Here is an 18,095-nt window from a genome sequence, read left to right on the forward strand (position 1 = left end):
GGGGTTCACGTTGCACGACGGAGACTTCACCGGCCGCAAGGGTGCCGCCCTCGTCGCGGGCGGCACCGGCGCCATCGGCGCGGCGATCGTGCGCACCCTGGCCCGGCGCGGCAGCGCTGTGGCCTTCACCTACCGCTCGAACGAGTCCGCCGCACACGACCTCACCGCAGAACTGGCGACAGAGCAGGTCCAGGTGCGCTCCCTTCGTGCCGACCTGGCGGACGAGCAGGATGCCGCCGCCGCCGTCCGGGACACGGTCGAGGCATTCGGCGGACTGCACACCCTGGTGTACGCGGCCGGCCCGCACGTACCGATGGTGCACCTGAGCCAGGTGCCACCGGGCCGCTACCGCGAGCAGCTCCACACCGACGCCCTGGCCTTCTACAACCTCGCGCATCCGGCCTTGACCGCACTGCGGGAGTCCGGCGGGAACGCCGTCGCGGTGACGACCGCCGCCACCCGCCGTTACCCCGTGCGCGACGGCCTGTCATCCGGCACGAAAGGCGCCGTGGAAGCGGTCGTGCGCGCACTGGCCGCCGAGGAGGGGCGGTACGGCGTGCGGTTCAACTGCGTGGGGCCCGGGATGCTCACGGACGGCATCGCGGCACGCCTGATCAGCGACGGGGAACTGAACGACGACGCACTCGCCGTCACTCGCCGCAACATCCCGCTGCGCCGGTTCGGCAGCGCCCAGGACATCGCCGAGGCCGTCGTCTTCCTGGCCTCCGACCGAGCCGGGTTCATCACGGGCCAACACCTCTCGGTGGACGGGGGTTACAGCGTCTGACCGGCCACGAGCCTCGGACCGGTCCGGTCCTTCCTGCGCTTCTCATTCAGGAGGGGGGTGATGGGCAACCAGCCCGCCGTGCTCCCCCAGCCGCGGTGGCGCCCCGTACACCGGCTCGTACCCGGCGACCCGTACAGGGCTGCCGACCAGGCGGTAGTCGCCCGCCTCGATCACCGCCCCGGGCGTGCGGTCCAGGGCCTCGGGGAGGGTACGGACCGCGGCGGCCGGAACGTGGGCGGGGCGCAGGCGGGCCTCCCAGTTCTCCGCGGTGTCGGCCGCGAGGGCCTTCGTCACGGCCGCGATCACGTCGTCGCGGCGGGCGGACCGGTCGGCCATGGTCGCGAAGGCCGGCTCGTCGATCCCGGCCTCCGCCGCGAAGGAGCGCCAGAAGCCGTCGTGCGTGACGAAGAGCGCCAAGTGGCCCTCAGCCGTGGGGAACAGCTGGGCGGGAACGTAATAGGAATGGGCCCCGCCGGGCATCCGGCGGGGCGCCGTCCCTTCGTTGAGGTAGGCGGCGGCCCGGTAGTTGAGCTGGGAGAGCATCACGTCGCGCAGATTCACCTCGACCTGGCCGCCGCGTCCCGAGACGATCTGCGCGAGCAGCCCCAACGCCGCTGTGAGACCGGCCGAGTTGTCGGCCGAGGAGTAGCCGGGCAGCAGCGGCGGCCCGTCCGGGTCGCCGGTCAGCGCGGCGATTCCCGTGGCGGCCTGGACGACGTAGTCGAAGGCGGGTTCGTCGCCCGCGTCCATTCCGTAACCGGTGAGGGCGACGCAGACGAGACGCTCGTTGTACGCCTTCAGGTCCTCGTAGGTCAGGCCGCAGCGGCGGATGGCCGTAGGTTTGAGGTTGACGAGCAACGCGTGGGTGTCGCACACGAGTTCGTGGAGGCGCTCCTGGCCTTGCGGCGTCGTCAGATCCAAGCGGACACTGCGCTTTCCTCGGTTGAGGCTCGCGAAATACGCGTCCGACACCTGGCGCGAGAGGTCGCCCCCGGGCGGCTCCAGTTTCGTCACCTCCGCGCCGAGATCGGCCAGGAGCATCGTGGCGTAGGGGCCGGCGAGGATGTGGCCGACCTCCAGGATGCGCAGGCCCGCGAGCGGCCCGGCGCTCACCGCAGCTCCGCCGCGATGGCGGCGACCGTCTCCCGGGTCCGGCGCTTCGACGCGACCAGCTCCTCACGCCCCTCCCCGATCGGCAGGAGTCGTACGGACAGGTCGGTCACTCCCGCATCCGCGAACCGCTTGAAGCGTGCCGCGATCGCCGCCTCGTCACCGGCCGCGCACAGGTCGCCGACATCGCGGGCATCCCCGTACTCGAGCAGACGCTGGTAATTGGGCGAGATCTCGGCCTCGCCGAGGATGCGGTTGGCGCGTTCGCGGGCGGCGTCGATCTCGGAGGGGCGACAGAGACAGACCGGGATGCCCGCCACGATGCGCGGCGGCTTGCGGCCGGCTTCCTGGGCGGCCTTGGTGATGCGCGGCACCACGTGGTCGGCGACCGCCCGTTCGTCGGCCATCCACAGCACGGTCCCGTCCGCCCGTTCTCCGGCGATGCGCAGCATCACCGGTCCGAGCGCGGCGACCAGGACGGGCAGCGGAGCGACCGGGCCGAGGCCGAGCGGGTTGTGGACGGTGAACGTGTCGTTCTCCACATCGACCGAACTCGTCCCGCCCACAGCCGAGTTGAGGACGTCGAGGTAGTCGCGGGTGTAGGCGGCCGGTTTCTCGTACGGCAGGCCGAGCATGTCCCGCACGATCCAGTGGTGCGAGGCCCCGACGCCGAGCGCGAGGCGGCCTTGGGTGGCGGCGTGCGCGGACAGTGCCTGGCGGGCCAGCGCGATGGGGTGCTGGGCATGCACGGGCACGACCGCCGTGCCCAGCTCGATGCGCGATGTCACCGTGCCCATCAGCGCGATGGCGGTCAGCGCGTCGAAGTCGGTGGGCACCTGCGGCACCCACACCGTGTCGAAGCCGGCTTCCTCCGCCCACTTCACGTCGTCGAGCATGCGGGTGGCCTTGCGGGCGCTGTCGCCCCGCTCGGGGCCACTCATCACTCCGATACGCATCGCTGTGTCAGTCCTCACGGTCGGCGGTGAGCTTGCGGATGTCGGCCACGATGTCGTCCAGCGGGGTGCCGGTCGGGTACACGGCGGTGGCGCCGGCCTCGCACAGTCGGCGGACGTCCGCGGCGGGGATCGATCCGCCGACGACGACGGCGATGTCGTCGGCTCCCGCCGCGCGCAGCGCCTCGACGGTGCGGCCGGTGAGAGCGATGTGCGCGCCGGACAGGATGCTCAGTCCGACGATGGCCACGTCCTCCTGGACGGCGGTGGCGACGATGTCCGCCACGCGCTGCCGGATGCCGGTGAACACGACCTCGAACCCGGCGTCGCGCAGCGCCCGCGCGACGATCTTCGCGCCGCGGTCGTGCCCGTCGAGCCCGGGCTTGGCGACCAGTACGCGGGCCCCCATCAGAACACCACCGGCTGCTGGAACTCGCCCCACGCCGCGCGCAGCACATCGGACATCTCGCCCACTGTGCAGTACGCGGCGGCACAGTCGACGAGAGGCTGCATGAGATTGACGTCCGGAGCGTCGGCCGCACGCCCCAACGCCTCCAGCACGCGCCGGACCTCGGCCGAGCTGCGTTCGACCTTCACCTGGGCGAGCCGCTTGAGCTGCCGCTCACGGCCCTCGGCGTCCAGTTCGTAGGTGGCGAGGTCGGGCGCCGGTTCGTCCGCCGTGAACCGGTTGACTCCGACGACGGGGCGGGTGCCGGACTCGAGGTCGCGGTGCGTGCGGTAGGCCTCGTCGGCGATGAGTCCTTGCAGGTAGCCGTCCTCGATGGCGCGGACCATGCCACCGTGTCGTTCCAGGTCGTCCATGATCTCGACGACGCGTTCCTCGGTGGCGTCGGTCAGCGCCTCCACGAAGTACGAACCTCCCAAGGGGTCCGCGACGGACGCCGCCCCCGTCTCGTAGGCGAGGATCTGCTGGGTGCGCAGCGCGAGCGTCGCGGACTCCTCGCTCGGCAGCGCGAACGGCTCGTCCCAGGCCGCCGTGAACATGGACTGCACCCCGCCGAGGACGGAGGCGAGCGCCTCGTAGGCGACGCGCACGGTGTTGTTCCGGGCCTGCGGCGCGTACAGGGAGGCCCCTCCCGCCACGCAGCCGAAGCGGAACATGCACGCCTTGTCGGTCCTGGCGCCGAAGCGTTCGCGTACGAGGGTTGCCCAACGCCTGCGCCCGGCCCGGTACTTGGCGATCTCCTCGAAGAAATCGCCGTGCGTGTAGAAGAAGAAGGAGATCTGCGGGGCGAACTCGTCGATCGTCATGCGGCCGCGTTCGAGGACGGTCTCGCAGTACGTGACCCCGTCGGCGAGGGTGAACGCCATCTCCTGCACGGCGTTGGCGCCCGCGTCCCGGAAGTGGGCGCCCGCGACGGAGATCGCGTTGAAGCGCGGCACCTGCTCGGCGCAGAACTCGATGGTGTCCGCGATCAGGCGCAGTGACGGATCGGGCGGCCAGATCCAGGTGCCGCGCGAGGCGTACTCCTTGAGGATGTCGTTCTGGATGGTGCCGGTGAGCTTCGCCCGGGGGATGCCCCGTTTCTCGGCGGCGGCCACGTAGAGCGCGAGCAGGATCGCGGCCGTCCCGTTGATGGTGAAGCTCGTGCTGATCTCATCCAGCGGGATGGCGCCGAAGAGCAGTTCGGCGTCGGCGAGGGTGTCCACCGCCACCCCCACCCGGCCCACCTCGTCGACGTACTCCGGGTCGTCGGAGTCGTAGCCGCACTGCGTCGGCAGGTCGAGGGCCACGGACAGGCCGGTCGATCCCTGGTCGAGGAGGTAGCGGTAGCGACGGTTTGACTCCTCGGCGGTGCCGAAGCCGGAGTACTGGCGACGGGTCCACAGGCGGCCCCGGTACCCGGTCGGGTAGTTGCCGCGGGTGAACGGGTACGCGCCCGGCGCCGGCGGCTCACCGGTGACGTCCGCCGGGGTGTAGACCGGTTTCAGGGGCAGGCCGGACGGAGTGCGAACGGCGTCTTGTGTCATGGGAGTCGGGGCTCCTGATCCTGGGCGAGCTGGTCTTTCAGCACCTTTCCGGTGGCCCCCAGCGGCAGTGCGTCACGGAACTCGACGTAGCGGGGCACCTTGAAACCGGCCATCCGCTCACGGCTCCACTCGATCAGTTCGTCGGCTTTCACCGGCTCTCGCGTCACCACGAACGCCTTGCCGACCTGCCCCATCCGCTCGTCGGGCACTCCGATGACCGCTGCCTGCGCCACGGCGGGATGCTCGAGGAGGAAACCCTCGATCTCGGCCGGGTAGGCGTTGAAGCCACCGACGATGAACATGTCCTTCTTCCGCCCGACGATCTTCAGGCGGCCGTCGGAGTCGAACTCCCCCAGGTCACCGGTGTGCAGCCAGCCCTTCGCGTCGATCGCCTCGGCGGTGGCGGCGGGGTCGTCGAGGTAGCCGCGCATCACCGAGTAGCCGCGGACGAGGACTTCCCGGTCGCTGCCGAGACTCACCTCGAAGCCCTCGCAGGGGCGGCCCACGGTCCGGGCCACGGCTTCGTACGGATCGCCGGGGCGCGAGGCGGTGACCGTGCCGGCCTCGGTCAGTCCGTAACCGGTCATCAGGTGGGTGAAGGGCAGTTCGGTGGTGACGCGGCGCACCAGTTCCACGGGGATGTCGGCGGACCCCGTCACGGCGACCCGCAGCGAGGACAGGTCCCGGCCGGTCGACTCCTGCAGCAGCGAGTGGTACAGGGTCGGCGGGCCGGGCAGCACGGTGACGCGCTCGCGCTCCACCAGGTCCAGGACGTGTGCGGTGTCGAAGACGGGGACGGGCAGCATCGTCGCCCCGCGCAGGAAGGACGCGACCAGGCCCGCCTTGAATCCGAAGATGTGGAAGTACGGGTTGACCTGCAGATACCGGTCACCCTCGCGCAGCTGGGCGAGGACGCACCACTCCTCGTAACCGCGGAGGGTCTGGCCGTGCGTCGTCATCACGCCCTTGGGGCGGCCGGTGGTGCCCGAGGTGAAGATGATGTCGGAGAGGTCGTCCTCATCCACGTCCGGGTCCGTCGCGAGCGGGCTGCCGGAAGCCAGGAAGCCGGAGGCCACGTCGATGACGGGGACACCGGGTGGCCCCGTGAACTCCCGCTCCAGGAAGCCGTTCTGAACCAGCAGTGCCTTGGCGCCGCTGCGGCGGACGATGTCGTGCGCCTCGGCATCCTTGAACCGGGTGTTCACGGGCACGAGGACACCTCCGGCGGCCAGCAGGCCGAAGGCGGCGACGATCCACTCGGCCGAGTTGGGCGCCCACAGCGCCACCCGGTCGCCCTTGCGCACGCCGAGTTCCTGCGTGTAGGCGCCGGCCGCCACCCGTATCCGCCCGGCGAGCTCGCGGAACGTGAGGCGCAGTTCCCCGTCGACGACCGCCTCGGCGTCGCCGAACCGGACGGCGGCGCTGAGCGCCATCTCAGGGATGCTGCGCCAGTCGGCGCCGCTCATGGAGTCATCAGGCGAGCCAGGTTGCCGCCCATGACCTTGGCCTTGTCGGTGTCGTCGAGCTTGCCGAGGAAGTCGACGTAGGTGACGGGGTCGGCGAGCCCCTCCGGGTGCGGGTAGTCGGAGCCGAACAGGACCCGCTCGATGCCGATGAGGTCACCGAGGGCGGCCATGTCCTCCTCCCAGAACGGGCTGATGTGGATGTGCCGCTTGAAGACCTCGACCGGGTTCTCCTGGAACTCGTGCGGCATCTTCTTGTGCACGTCCGCGAGGCGCTGCAGCAGCGGCTCCACCCACGAGGCGCCCTGCTCGATCACCGCGACCTTGAGCTCGGGGAAGCGGGACAGCATGCCGTGGCAGATCATCGAGGCCACCGCGTCCTCGATCGGCCGCCACTCGCTGATCTGCCGGAAGGCGTTCGGCTTGAAGGGCAGGAACTCGCGCGTGCCGCCCTCCCAGTCGTTGGCGTAGTTCGAGTAGCCGCTGTCCGAGGAGTGGAAGGTGACCAGGACGCCGGTCTCCACCACGCGCTTCCAGAACGGGTCGAACTCGGGCAGCGCGAAGGACCGGGTGACGCCGCCGGGGCCCGGCACGGGTGCGGGGCGGACCAGGATCGCGCGGGCGCCGCGCTCGACCACCCAGTTCAGCTCCTCGATCGCCTTGTCCACGAACGGCAGGGTGATCACGGGAACCGTGAAGATGCGGTCCTTGTAGGTGAAGCCCCAGGTCTCGTGGAGCCACTGGTTGAGCGAATGGATGACCGCGTGGATCAGCTCTGGGTCGTCCTTCATCCGCTGCTCGATGAGGCTGGCGAGCGTCGGGAACATCAGGGTGCGCTGGATGCCGAGATCGTCCAGCAGCGCGAGCCGGGCGCCCGGCTCACGGAAGGCCGGGACCGAGCGCATCGGTTCGCCGAAGATCTCCCGGCGGGTCTTGCCGTCGGGGTTGCCGACCTTGAAGTACTCCTCCATCGCCCCGGGACGGGCGACGACGTCGAAGGTCGGGTTCGGGATGTACTCGCTGATCTGCCCGCGTATCGCGATTTTCGTGCGGCCGCGGACGTCGACGTACTCGATCGCCCCGTCGTACTCCTTCGGAAGGTACTTGGTCAGCGCCTCCCGGGTCTCGTAGAGGTGGTTGTCCGCGTCGAAGAGCGGAAAGGGCAGTACACGCGAAGGCATGAGATCCTCCTTGGCCTAATTAGAGAATGATATTCTCACTGTTGAGGTGAAGCAACGTTCGAGGCGATGTTCCGAAGGTTCTGGCGGAGTACGAACTTCTTGACCTTGCCGCTTGCGGTCCGCGGGAACTCGTCGACGGCGTGCAGCTCCTCCGGCCACTTCTGCCGGGCGATCCCGGCACGCTCGAAGTGCTCCCTCATCTCCCCCATGCCGGGCAGACGCCTGCCGGGCAGCATGCGCAGAACGGCCGCGGCGTGCTCGCCGAGGCGGGCGTCCGGGGCGGCGACCACCGCGGCCTCCGCGACGCCGGCCATGCCGAGCAGCACCTCCTCGACCTCCAGGGCGCTGATGTTCTCGCCGCCGCGGATGATGACGTCGGCCTTGCGGTCGGTGATGGACAGGCAGCCGTCCGCGTCGACGACGCCGATGTCACCGGTCCGGTACCAGCCGTCGGCGTCGAAGGCCTTCTCGGTGAGTTCGGGGTCGGTGTAGCCGAGACACAGGTCGGGACCGCGGGTGAGGATCTCGCCGTCCTCGGCGAGGCGCAACTCCACACCGTCCAGCGGCGTGCCGTCGGTGTGCAGCCGGATGCGCGCCGGCGCGTCGTACGGAGCCCAGGTGACCGAGGGGTGCTCGCTGGAGCCGTAGGAGCGGAACGGGCAGATGCCCAGCCCTTCCAGACGCGTCGTCACAGCTGAGGGGACGGCGGAGCCACCGAGACCCGCGTACTTGAGCCGGGCGATGTGCTCCGGGGTGCAGTCGGGGTGGTCCAGCAGGCTCGTCATGTAGTACGTCGCTCCCCCGCCGACGACCAGACCCTCGCGCACGATCAGGTCGAGCGCCTGCGCGGGGTCCCACACGTCACCCAGGTTGACGGGTGAACCGTCGAGCACCGGAATCAGGAACGCGTTGATCATCCCGATGAAGTGGCCGACCGGCGCCACCGTGAACTGCCGTCCTCGGTCCGGCGGGTACGCGGCGGACAGCTGACGCGTCTCGCACACCAGGGTCTGGTGGCTGTGCACCACACCCTTCGGGTCGCGCGTGGTCCCGGACGTGAAGGCGATCAGCGCGGGCGCGGCCGGGTCGACGGGGAGCGTGCCGGACAGCGGCTCATCGGCGAGCAGGTCGTCGAAGTCCCGCCCCACGACGCCGACCACCGGCACACCCGCGGCGAGTTCCGGCCGGAACTCCTGACGGCCGAACCGTTCGGCGGCGAAGAAGGCGCGCGGCCGGGTGGACCGCAGGATGTAGCCGACCTCCTTCGGCCCGTAGAAGTGCACGATCGGCACCACGACCGCCCCCAGGAGCGCCGACGCCCAGAACACGGCCGCCGCCTCCATCCAGTTGGGCAACTGGAAGGCGACCACGTCGCCGGGCCCGATGCCGCGCTGCCGCAGTCCGGCCGCGAGCCGGCGCGCCGTCCGCTCCACGTCGGCGAAGGTGCCGGACCAGGGGCGGACCTTCGAGTGCACCCGGAACTCGACCTCCGGGGCCGCCCGCAGGCGCCGCGTCAGCAGCTCTCCGAGTGTCTCGCGGGTCCACCAGCCCTCCGCCTCGTAGCGCTTGGCCAGTTCGGGCGGGATCGTCCTGAGTGCGGTGACCGGGGTCGTCTGCATGGAATGGACCACCTCCTCCTTGCACGAGAATTGAACTCTCCCATATCGAGAAGGTAAGTTCCATACATGGCACGCGACCACGGTTTCCATCCGGTACGGATCACCCGGATCGTCGACGAGACGCCGGATGCGCGCACCTACGTCTTCGATGCCCGACTCCCTTATCGCGCCGGGCAGTTCGTGACCGTTCGGGCGTGCGGGACGCTCCGCAGCTATTCGATGTCCAGCTCGCCGGACGTGGACGACGAGCTGTGCGTGACCGTCAAGCGTGTTCCTGGTGGGGTCGTGTCGGCGTGGATGCACGCGGAGTTGAAGGCGGGGGACGTACTGGAGACCACGCTGCCCAGCGGGTCGTTCTGCCTCAGGGAGAACGACACGCCCCTCATCGCCTTCGCCGGAGGCAGCGGGATCACCCCGGTCTTCTCCCTGGTCAAGAGCGCGCTGGCCGCAACCAGCCGCACGGTACGTCTCCTGACGGCGAATCAGGACAGGGAGTCCGTGATCTTCAGGAACGCCCTGGACGAGCTGAGCCGCTCCCACTCCGGCCGCCTCCTCCTGCGGCACCATCTTGACGACCGTCAGGGGTGGGTGACCGCGGACGAGATACGGTCCGTGGCCGAGGGAGCGCTCGACGGCGACTTCTATGTGTGCGGCCCGGAGCCTTACATGGCTTTCGTGCAAGGAGAGTTGGACCGCATCGGTGTTCCCGACGACCGGGTGCTCGTCGAGCGTTTCACGCCCGCGCCGGACAGCGCGACGGAGCGGGCGGCCGAGCCGGTGCCGGAGCGGGAGGGCACCGTGACGGTCGTCATGCGCGGGGACCGCCGCACCGTGAACCAGCGTGCGACGGAGACGCTCATCCAGACGGCACGCCGCGCGGGGTTCAGCCCGCCCTTCTCCTGCGAGGCCGGCGACTGCGCGACCTGCATGGCCCAGATCACGCAGGGCGGGGCGAAGATGCGCGTCAACAACGCCCTCGACGAGGACGAGGTGGCGGAGGGCTGGGTGCTCACCTGCCAGGGCGAGCCCGTCACCCCGCACGTGACCGTGGTCTACGACTGACCGCAGGCATCCGCACCGCAACCGACGGCTTGCATCCACCGGACCGAAAGGCTTCGCATGGTCGACCTCGAACTGGACGGCTCCCTCGCCGTCCTCACGATCGACCGCCCGCACGCGCGCAATGCGATCGGGCCCGCCACCATGGACCGCCTCGACAAGGCCCTCGACGCCGTGGTCGAGGCCGGGGACACGACGCACGCCCTGGTCATCAAGGGGGCGGGCGACAAGGCGTTCGTCTCGGGCGGCGACCTGAAGGAGCTCGCGGCGATCCGCACCGAGAGCGCCGCAATGGACATGGCACTGCGGATGCGCGGGATCTGCGACCGGATCGCCGCGTTCCCGGGACCGGTGATCGCCGCGCTGAACGGGCACGCGTTCGGGGGCGGCGCCGAGTTCGCGCTCGCCGCGGACATCCGGGTCGCCGCCGACGACATACGGATCGCCTTCAACCAGGTCGCGCTCGCCATCATGCCGGCGTGGGGTGGCGCCGAGCGGCTCGCCGCACTGGTCGGTCCTGGGCGCGCCCTGCTGCTCGCCGGGACCGGACAGGTGCTCGACGCGCATGAGGCGGAGCGGGTCGGCCTGGTGGACCGGGTGCTGCCGCGGGCCTCCTTCGAGGAGGGCTGGCGGGAACTGGCCCGCGGTCTGGCACACCGGCCGGCCCGTGAGATCAAGCACGTCATGAAGCCCGGCGGTTCGCCCCGCGAGGCGGCGCGGGCCTTCGCGCGCCTGTGGGTCGCCGACGAACACTGGGACGCAGCGGAGAGGGTGATGTCACGTGGCAAGTGACCCCACGGGAGCGGTTCGCGGTGAAGTGCGCGTCGCCGAGGGCCCGTTCGGGCCCGAGGTGCGCCCTGTCAGCGGTGCCGTGGAGCAGACGGTCCTGTACGTCCATGGCGATCCGCGGCTCGGCGGCACGCCGCACGACGCGCTGCCGATGGCCCGTGAACTCGCCCGCACCACCGGCGGTGCGATGGTCTGCGTCCGCTACCGGACCACGTTCCCCGGGGCACTCGACGACGTGGCCGCAGCCTACGCGTATGCGCGTGAGCAGGCACCGGTCGCGGTCATCGGCAAGCGCCTGGGGGCGGGACTGGCGGCCGGGCTGCTGCTGCGCCTGCGCGACGCGGGCGAAGCCCTGCCCACCTGCGCGGTCCTGGTGACGCCGCTGCTCGATCTCACGCTGGACGCGCCGAGCCTGCTGCTGAACGCCGCGGCCGACCGCACCACCGACGTCGACGTCCTGCACCGCCGGGCCGCCACCTACGCGGGCCCGACCTCGCGCACGGATCCCCTGCTCAGCCCGCTGCACGGCAATCTGCACGGCTTGCCGCCGCTGCAACTACAGGCGGCCGGTACGGACGTCCTGCTCGACGACGCCCTGGGCTTCGCGGCACGCGCCGCCCGCTCGGGCGTCACCGTCGACCTGCGCGTCCACGAGGACGTCTCCGCGCAGGGACTGGCCCAACTGACCGCGACGTGCGACTTCCTGCGCGCACACGCCGCGCTGCGTCGCGCTCCGCTCCCCCTCGACGGCGCCCGCTGACGTGACCTCCGAGACACAGCAGGCGCTGTGGAGACGGGTGGCGAGCCGCCGAGAAGGAGTCCTGGCCACGCTCGGACCCGGCGGGGTCCCCCACCTGTCGAACGTCTACTACCTCGCCGACCCGGCGGGACGGACGTTGAGACTCTCGACGACCGCCGATCGCGCCAAGGGCCGCAATCTGCTCCGTGACCCGCGCGCGGCCTTGTACGTCCCGGGCGACGATTTCTTCAACTACACCGTCGCGGAGGGAACGTTCAGCGTCGCGGTCGCCTCGGTTCCCGGCGAGCCGACGATCGACGAAGTGCACACGTTGCACGCGGCCTCGGACGCGGCAGGCGACCGTCCCGCGTTCGACCACCGGATGATCCGTCACCGGCGAATGATCGTACGCGCCGAGATCACGCACCTCTACGGGCTCGTCCACCCGGCGGCCTGAGCGAGAGGCCGCCGGGTGGACGGGATACGTCGCCGGCGCCGGCACTCTGCGCACACGAGAGCCCGCACACGACAGCGCGCGATGCGCCCGCCCCGAGGGGCCGGTACGCACCGCGCGCTGTCGGTCGGTTCAGGCGCGGGCCGGAGCCTGGTCGGCGGAGGCCGACTGCTCGTCCACGGCCTGGTCGTCGCCGGCCTTGCGCAGCGCGGGGATGAGCGTCGCAACGGCGGCGGACAGCAGGGACACGCCGCAGCCGATCATCAGGCCGGTGCGGAAGCCGTCCTCGGACGGGATCGTGTAGCCGCCCATGCTGACGGTCATCTGGGCCAGGACGACACCGATGACGGCGGAACCGATCGTGGTGCCCAGCGAGCGCATCAAGGCGTTGAAACCGTTGGCGGCGGCGGTCTCGGAGACCGGCACCGAGCTCATGATGAGCGCGGGCATGGCGCCGTAGGCGAGGGCGACACCGCTGTTGATCACGATGCCGGCGAGCATGATGCCCCAGGCCGTGCCCATGAGCGGCAGCGCCGCCCCGTACCCGACGGCGATCACGAGGGCGCCGCAGATCAGCGCGAACTTCGGCCCGCGCGCGTTGATCAGCTTTCCGCCGAGCGGCGAGATGAGCATCATCATGACGCCGCCGGGCGCGATCCACAGACCGGCCGCCAGCATCGACTGGCCGAGCCCGTACCCGGTGGCCTTGGGGTACTGCAGCAGCTGCGGCGAGATCAGCATGAAGGAGTACATGCCGACGCCGACGAGGACCGAGGCGGCGTTGGTGAACAGCACCCGCGGGCGGGCCGTGGTGCGCAGGTCGATCAGCGGATCGCGGGTGCGCAGCTCCCAGAAACCCCAGGCGAGCAGCGCCACGACGGCGACGGCGAACAGGCCCAGCGTGGTGCCCGAGGCCCAGCCCCAGTCGGCGCCCTTGGAGATCGCCAGCAGCAGCGAGACGAGTCCGATGGCGAGGCCGACGGCGCCGGGCGCGTCGAAGCGCTGCCCCTTGGCGACGGGCGGGACGTCCGGCACGACGGCGAAGATCAGCACGCCGATGGCCAGGGCGAGGACGGCCGCACCCCAGAACAGCACGCGCCAGTTGGCGTACTGCGCCACAGCCGCGGCGATGGGCATGCCGATCGCGCCGCCGATGCCCATGGAGGCGCTGACCAGGGCGATGGAGCCGCTGAGCTTCTCGGCGGGCACGACGTCCCGCAGCAGCGCGATACCGAGCGGCACCATGCCCATGCCCATGCCCTGCAGACCGCGGCCGATGATCATCGGCACGACGGACGAGGACAGGGCGCACACCACGGACCCGATGATCAACGGCACCACACAGATGAGCATCATGCGGCGCTTGCCGATGAGGTCACCGAGGCGCCCGGAGACGGGCACGCACACGCCTGCGACCAGCAGCGTGATGGTGATCACCCACGCCGCGTTCGAGGACGAGGTGTCCAGGATCTGGGGCAGCTCGGCGATGAGCGGGGTCACCAACGTCTGCATGATCGCGGCGACGGTACCGGCGAGAGCCAGGGTGGCGACGATGCCGCCCGCCCGGCCGCTCGACTGCGGGGCATCCATAGACGGACTCCTCAATCTCTTCAACGCGTGCAAAGATTATGCATCATACATACTTTATGTATCGCGCATATTGCATGTATGGGCCACATGGGTGACGAGAGGAGCTCGGGCACGGGCCGCTTGAGCTGCGACGCACTGCGATACCGTCGACCTGGGAGGACGCACATACATGGACAAGCCATCGCACCTGGTCGAGTTCGAGCACATGGTGCTCGGGCGGCACCAGCTGAGCTCCGCCAAGCACCGCCACCAGGCGGGCCGCATGGAGCGCAGCGCGTACATCATTCTCAGCCGCATCCGGGTGCAGGGTCCGATGTCGATCGGGCAGATCAGCGACGCGTTCCTGCTCGACACCTCGACAGTCAACCGCCAGACGGCGAGCGCGATGAAGGCCGGACTGCTGGAACGGATCCCCGACCCCGAGGGCGGCATGGCCCGCAAGTTCCGGCTGACCGAGGAGGGCGAGCGGCGCCTCGACCACGAGCGGGAGACGCACATCCAGGAACTGGACAAGGTCTTCGAGGACTGGTCGGCGAATGACGTGGAGATCTTCGCCCACTACCTCCAGCGGTTCAACACGAGTGTGGAGCGGCTCAGCGGCCAGCCGTGGCCGCGGTCCTGACCGCTCCCTCGAACCGCCCTCCGACGAAGCGACATCAACGCGACAGGCCCAGGATCCGTTCGGCGACGATGGCGCGCTGAAACCTCGTTGAAGTCGAGGTCGTCGGGTCGGGCGATGGAGCCGAAGGGGCGGCGGACCACACCGTCGGCGCCCGTGGGGATCACCAGGACGCTGATCCCGTGGTGCTTCGGGGCGTCCGGGTCGGTGCGGACGAAGGGGGCCGGCCCCGCGGCATCCCCGCCCCGGCCGCGCCAGCCGGGCAGCTGCTTCCCGCCGGACCACGCTCGGCGAGAATGCCATTCTCGCTTATAGCGAGTAATGGTCTCGCGAAATGAGGTCTTTGATTCGGCAGGAATACGCCCTCTTCTTTTCACCTACGTGGAGTATCGTTCTACGAATGGATGCCGCCCCCGCAGAGCCCGCTCAGCCCGTCTGGCGCCAGCGCGCCGTCGAGCGGTCCACCCGTGCCGCCAAACTCCGCGCGGAGCAGCGGATCGAGCGGTTCCTGAACGCGGCCCAGGAACTGATGACCGAGAAGGGCACGACCGACTTCACCGTGCAGGAGGTCGTCGAACGGTCGAAGCAGTCACTGCGCAGCTTCTACCAGCACTTCGACGGCAAGCAGGAGTTGCTGCTCGCCCTCTTCGAGGACGCGTTGTCGCGGTCCGCCGCCGAGATCCGCAAAGTGACCGCCGCCGAGAAGAAGCCGCTGGAGCGGCTGCGGAGCGCGGTGGAGCTGCTCTACAAACAGTCGCAGCCGCGCCCGAACCAGCAGAGCCCGCTGTTCACCGACTTCGCCAGGCAGTTGCTGGCCACCCACCCCGATCAAGTGGCCGGCGCGCACGTGCCACTGCTCGACCTCTTCACCGAACTGGTCGAGCAGGCCGTGGAGTCGGGGGACGCACATGCGGCGAAGCCTCGTCGCGCGGCATCCCTGGTGATGCAGACCGCCATGCTCACCGCCCAGACACCCGGCGTGCCCACTGGGAGTCACGCGACCCCGGTGACCGTCGACGAAGTCTGGGAGTTCTGCCGCGGCGGGATCACCGGGGGCTCCTGACCGGCAACCGCCCGATCCGCAGCGCTCGCGATATTAAACTTCTCTCTCTGCGAGAGTACGGTTCTCGACATGACAGAACCGAGGCACAAGACGACGTACCGCGTCGTGCAATGGGCGACCGGCAACATCGGGAGTCGTACACTGCGTGGGGCCGCCGAGCACCCCCAGCTCGACGTGGTCGGCGTCCTCGTACACAGCGCGGAGAAGTCAGGGCTCGACGCCGGGGAGCTGTGCGGACTGCCACCGCTCGGCGTTCGCACCACCACGGATCTCGACGACATCCTCGGCCTGAAGCCGGACTGCGTGCTCTACACACCTCGTGAACTGGACACGGACGCCGTGTGCGCGCTCCTGGCGTCCGGCACCAACGTCGTCGCCACGCGCACCGACTTCCACCACCCTGCCGCCATGGACCCATCTCTGCGCCGTCGCGTCGAAGCGGCCTGCGACGAGGGCGGCAGCAGCATCCACAGCACCGGCAGCAGTCCCGGGTTCGTGACCGAAGCCCTGCCACTCGTGTTGGCGTCTCTCCAGCGGCGCCTCGACGGACTGCTCATCGAGGAATTCGCAGACCTGTCGCGGCGCGCGTCGCCGGGCCTGCTCTTCGACGTGATGGGGTTCGGCGGCCGGCACGAGACATTCGACGAGCGACGGCTCGCCTCCCTGCGCGCGAGCTTCGGGCCGTCGCTGCGCCTGGTCGCCGACACACTGGGCCTGCCCGTCGAACAGGCCGAGGTCCAGGGCGAGTTCGCTCACGCGCGGACCCGGACCACCATCGCCGCCGGAGTGCTCGAGGCCGGCACGGTCGCGGCTCAGCGCGTCACGGTCGCCTGGAGCCGTGCGGGCCGGCCGGTGCTGCGGTTCCGGGCGACCTGGTACTGCACGACGGACCTCGATCAGTCGTGGGACCTGCGCGACACCGGGTGGCGGCTGACCGTCGACGGCGACGCCCCACTCGACGTCGTCATCCGCTTCCCGGTCGCCCCCGAGAACGCGGCGGCCGTGTACCCCTCGTACACCGCCAACCGTGCGGTCAACGCCGTGCCATGGGTCTGCGAGGCGCCGTCCGGGATCCGTACGACGGCGGATCTGCCGCACATCGTGTCCCGATTCGCGTAGCTCAGCAGGCCACCGCCATCGTCTTCCTCGCCTCGGGCGAGGCCCGGCTCATCAACGCAACGGTGCTGCCCGTGGCCGACGGCTGGGCCGCCATGTGACACCGGGTCGGGTCGGTGTGACCGCCGAGGGACCACCGACCGCCCCTCGGCGGTCACGGCCTTCCGCCCTCTTCCGCTCAGGCGTCAGCGGTGTCGCGACGGTGGATCTGTCCGCCCTTCATGACGAAGCGCACGTCACCGGTGACCTTGATGTCGGTGAGCGGGTCGCCGGGGACGGCGATCACGTCGGCGAGCAGGCCCGCGTCCAGTCGTCCTCGGTCGTCCACGTCGATGAGGTCGGCGGAGACGGTCGTCGCCGCGCGGATCGCGTCGAGCGGGGACATGCCCCGGTTCACCAGGGCGACGAGTTCCCTCGCGTTGCGGCCGTGCGGAATCGCGGGGGCGTCGGAGCCGCAGGCCACCCGCACACCGCGGCGGATGGCCTCGGAGATCGTGGCCCGCGCACGGGGGAACACCTCGGCTGCCTTGGCCTGCAGTTCGGGATCGGCGTGCGAGATGTCCATCTCGTCGTTGAGGGAGGTCGTGGCCACCAGGAAGGTGCCCCGCTCGGCCATCAGATCGAGTGTCTCCCCACTGGTGAGGAAGCCGTGCTCGATGCAGTCGATGCCCGCGTCGAGCGCGGCCCGGACCGCCTGCTCGCCCATGCAGTGCGCGGCGACCTTGCGCCCGGCCCGGTGAGCCTCGTCGGCGATGGCCCGCAGCTCCTCGTCGGAGTACTGCTGGGCGCCGGCTGGACCGGTGTGCGACATCACGCCGTTCGACGCGCACACCTTGATGACCCAGGCGCCGTGCTTGATCTGATAGCGGACCGCCTTGCGCACCTCGTCGACGCCGTTGGCGATGCCTTCCTCCACGGTGAGCGGGAGGACGTGCGGGGCGAACGCCTGGAACATCGTCGGATCCAGGTGCCCGCCGGTCGGCGTGATCGCGTGCCCGGCGGGGACGACGCGCGGACCGTCGATCCAGCCGTGGTCGATCGCCTTCTTCAGGGCGACATCGAGCAGCAGCCCGCCCGTCTGGATGAACAGACCCAGGTTGCGTACCGTCGTGAATCCCGCCCGGAGGGTCCGCCGCGCGTTCGCGACCGCGCGCAGCGTGCGCACGGCCGGATCATCCTGCACCGCGACCAGCGGACTGCGGTGGTCGGGCCCGCCGAGCAGCAGGTTGACCTCCATGTCCATCAGGCCCGGCAGCAGGGTCAGGTCACCGAGGTCGACGACCACGGTGCTTTCGGGGACCGTGGTCGGGGCGACCTGGGCGATGTGCTCGCCCTCGACGAGCAGTTCACCGGGTGTGACGTACTCACCTTTGTCGATGTCGAGCATGCGCGCGGCGCGGAGCAGGACGGGTGGCTGCGGTGGACGCGGGCGGGGCATCGATGCGCTCCTTCCTGTCAGTGGTCGGTCAGATGGCTGGTTCGAGGATGGCGTCGATGCTCGAGGGCCCGGAGTCGGGAACCCGGGGCTGACGCCACGCCTCGACCGGGAACGCGACCGTCA

17 protein-coding genes are annotated in these 18,095 nt (G+C 70.2%); 8 read left to right on the forward strand and 9 right to left on the reverse strand.

Annotated elements, in window-relative coordinates:
- Nucleotides 1-10 precede the first annotated feature (10 nt).
- Entirely contained in the window at nt 11-787 is a 777-nt protein-coding gene (locus ABT114_RS43000; RefSeq protein ID WP_351150539.1) for an SDR family NAD(P)-dependent oxidoreductase, read from the forward strand.
- Between the two features lie 42 nt (nt 788-829).
- On the opposite strand, the gene ABT114_RS43005 is transcribed toward ABT114_RS43000, so the two are convergent.
- The 7 genes from ABT114_RS43005 to ABT114_RS43035 are packed head-to-tail and all read right to left on the reverse strand — an operon-like array spanning nt 830 to nt 9,105.
- Nucleotides 830-1,900 (reverse strand): CaiB/BaiF CoA transferase family protein, encoded by a 1,071-nt coding sequence (locus ABT114_RS43005; RefSeq protein ID WP_351150542.1) that lies wholly within the window; start codon nt 1,898-1,900, stop codon nt 830-832.
- Nucleotides 1,897-2,853: a TIGR03564 family F420-dependent LLM class oxidoreductase gene (locus ABT114_RS43010; RefSeq protein ID WP_351150544.1), complete on the reverse strand. Its 957-nt coding sequence runs from the start codon at nt 2,851-2,853 to the stop codon at nt 1,897-1,899. The genes ABT114_RS43005 and ABT114_RS43010 overlap by 4 nt, the downstream gene beginning before the upstream one ends.
- 7 nt (nt 2,854-2,860) lie before the next feature.
- Entirely contained in the window at nt 2,861-3,259 is a 399-nt protein-coding gene (locus tag ABT114_RS43015) for a cobalamin B12-binding domain-containing protein (protein WP_351150546.1), read from the reverse strand.
- Nucleotides 3,259-4,842: a methylmalonyl-CoA mutase family protein gene (locus tag ABT114_RS43020; protein ID WP_351150549.1), complete on the reverse strand. Its 1,584-nt coding sequence runs from the start codon at nt 4,840-4,842 to the stop codon at nt 3,259-3,261. Before ABT114_RS43020 ends, ABT114_RS43015 begins: the two co-directional genes overlap by 1 nt.
- A complete protein-coding gene (locus ABT114_RS43025) occupies nt 4,839-6,308 on the reverse strand; it encodes a FadD3 family acyl-CoA ligase (protein ID WP_351150552.1) in 1,470 nt (489 codons plus the stop codon). The genes ABT114_RS43020 and ABT114_RS43025 overlap by 4 nt, the downstream gene beginning before the upstream one ends.
- The gene (locus ABT114_RS43030) at nt 6,305-7,486 is read right to left on the reverse strand and encodes an amidohydrolase family protein (protein WP_351150555.1); all 1,182 of its coding nucleotides are present in this window, start codon (nt 7,484-7,486) and stop codon (nt 6,305-6,307) included. The genes ABT114_RS43025 and ABT114_RS43030 overlap by 4 nt, the downstream gene beginning before the upstream one ends.
- A gap of 35 nt (nt 7,487-7,521) precedes the next feature.
- On the reverse strand, nt 7,522-9,105 hold the full coding sequence (locus ABT114_RS43035; protein WP_351150558.1) for an AMP-binding protein: 1,584 nt from the start codon (nt 9,103-9,105) through the stop codon (nt 7,522-7,524).
- 66 nt (nt 9,106-9,171) lie between these two features.
- Here ABT114_RS43035 and ABT114_RS43040 point away from each other — a divergent pair, with 66 nt between their 5' ends.
- From ABT114_RS43040 to ABT114_RS43055, 4 genes are read left to right on the forward strand one after another with little or no spacing between them, the layout of a single operon-like run.
- Nucleotides 9,172-10,167 carry a 2Fe-2S iron-sulfur cluster-binding protein gene (locus ABT114_RS43040; RefSeq protein ID WP_351150561.1) on the forward strand — a complete coding sequence of 332 codons (996 nt, stop codon included), beginning with the start codon at nt 9,172-9,174 and terminating at the stop codon, nt 10,165-10,167.
- A 57-nt stretch (nt 10,168-10,224) separates the two neighbouring features.
- Nucleotides 10,225-10,956: an enoyl-CoA hydratase/isomerase family protein gene (locus ABT114_RS43045; protein ID WP_351150564.1), complete on the forward strand. Its 732-nt coding sequence runs from the start codon at nt 10,225-10,227 to the stop codon at nt 10,954-10,956.
- On the forward strand, nt 10,946-11,713 hold the full coding sequence (locus tag ABT114_RS43050) for an alpha/beta hydrolase fold domain-containing protein (protein WP_351150566.1): 768 nt from the start codon (nt 10,946-10,948) through the stop codon (nt 11,711-11,713). Before ABT114_RS43045 ends, ABT114_RS43050 begins: the two co-directional genes overlap by 11 nt.
- Nucleotide 11,714: 1 nt before the next feature.
- Nucleotides 11,715-12,149, forward strand: coding sequence for a TIGR03618 family F420-dependent PPOX class oxidoreductase (locus ABT114_RS43055; protein WP_351150569.1), 435 nt, complete (start codon nt 11,715-11,717; stop codon nt 12,147-12,149).
- Nucleotides 12,150-12,278: 129 nt separating this feature from the next.
- On the opposite strand, the gene ABT114_RS43060 is transcribed toward ABT114_RS43055, so the two are convergent.
- Nucleotides 12,279-13,736, reverse strand: coding sequence for an MFS transporter (locus ABT114_RS43060; RefSeq protein ID WP_351150572.1), 1,458 nt, complete (start codon nt 13,734-13,736; stop codon nt 12,279-12,281).
- Nucleotides 13,737-13,905: 169 nt separating this feature from the next.
- On the opposite strand from ABT114_RS43060, the gene ABT114_RS43065 reads away from it, so the two are divergent.
- From ABT114_RS43065 to ABT114_RS43075, 3 genes are all read left to right on the forward strand, one after another.
- A complete protein-coding gene (locus tag ABT114_RS43065) occupies nt 13,906-14,358 on the forward strand; it encodes a MarR family winged helix-turn-helix transcriptional regulator (protein WP_351150575.1) in 453 nt (150 codons plus the stop codon).
- A gap of 397 nt (nt 14,359-14,755) precedes the next feature.
- Nucleotides 14,756-15,418 (forward strand): TetR/AcrR family transcriptional regulator, encoded by a 663-nt coding sequence (locus ABT114_RS43070; protein WP_351150578.1) that lies wholly within the window; start codon nt 14,756-14,758, stop codon nt 15,416-15,418.
- Between the two features lie 69 nt (nt 15,419-15,487).
- A complete protein-coding gene (locus ABT114_RS43075) occupies nt 15,488-16,537 on the forward strand; it encodes an NAD(P)H-dependent amine dehydrogenase family protein (RefSeq protein WP_351150581.1) in 1,050 nt (349 codons plus the stop codon).
- Between the two features lie 175 nt (nt 16,538-16,712).
- Here ABT114_RS43075 and ABT114_RS43080 read toward each other — a convergent pair whose 3' ends face one another.
- Nucleotides 16,713-17,972 (reverse strand): metal-dependent hydrolase family protein, encoded by a 1,260-nt coding sequence (locus ABT114_RS43080; protein WP_351150583.1) that lies wholly within the window; start codon nt 17,970-17,972, stop codon nt 16,713-16,715.
- Nucleotides 17,973-18,095: the final 123 nt, after the last annotated feature.

This window comes from Streptomyces sp. NPDC002088, from assembly GCF_040296605.1.
Lineage (GTDB): Bacteria > Actinomycetota > Actinomycetes > Streptomycetales > Streptomycetaceae > Streptomyces.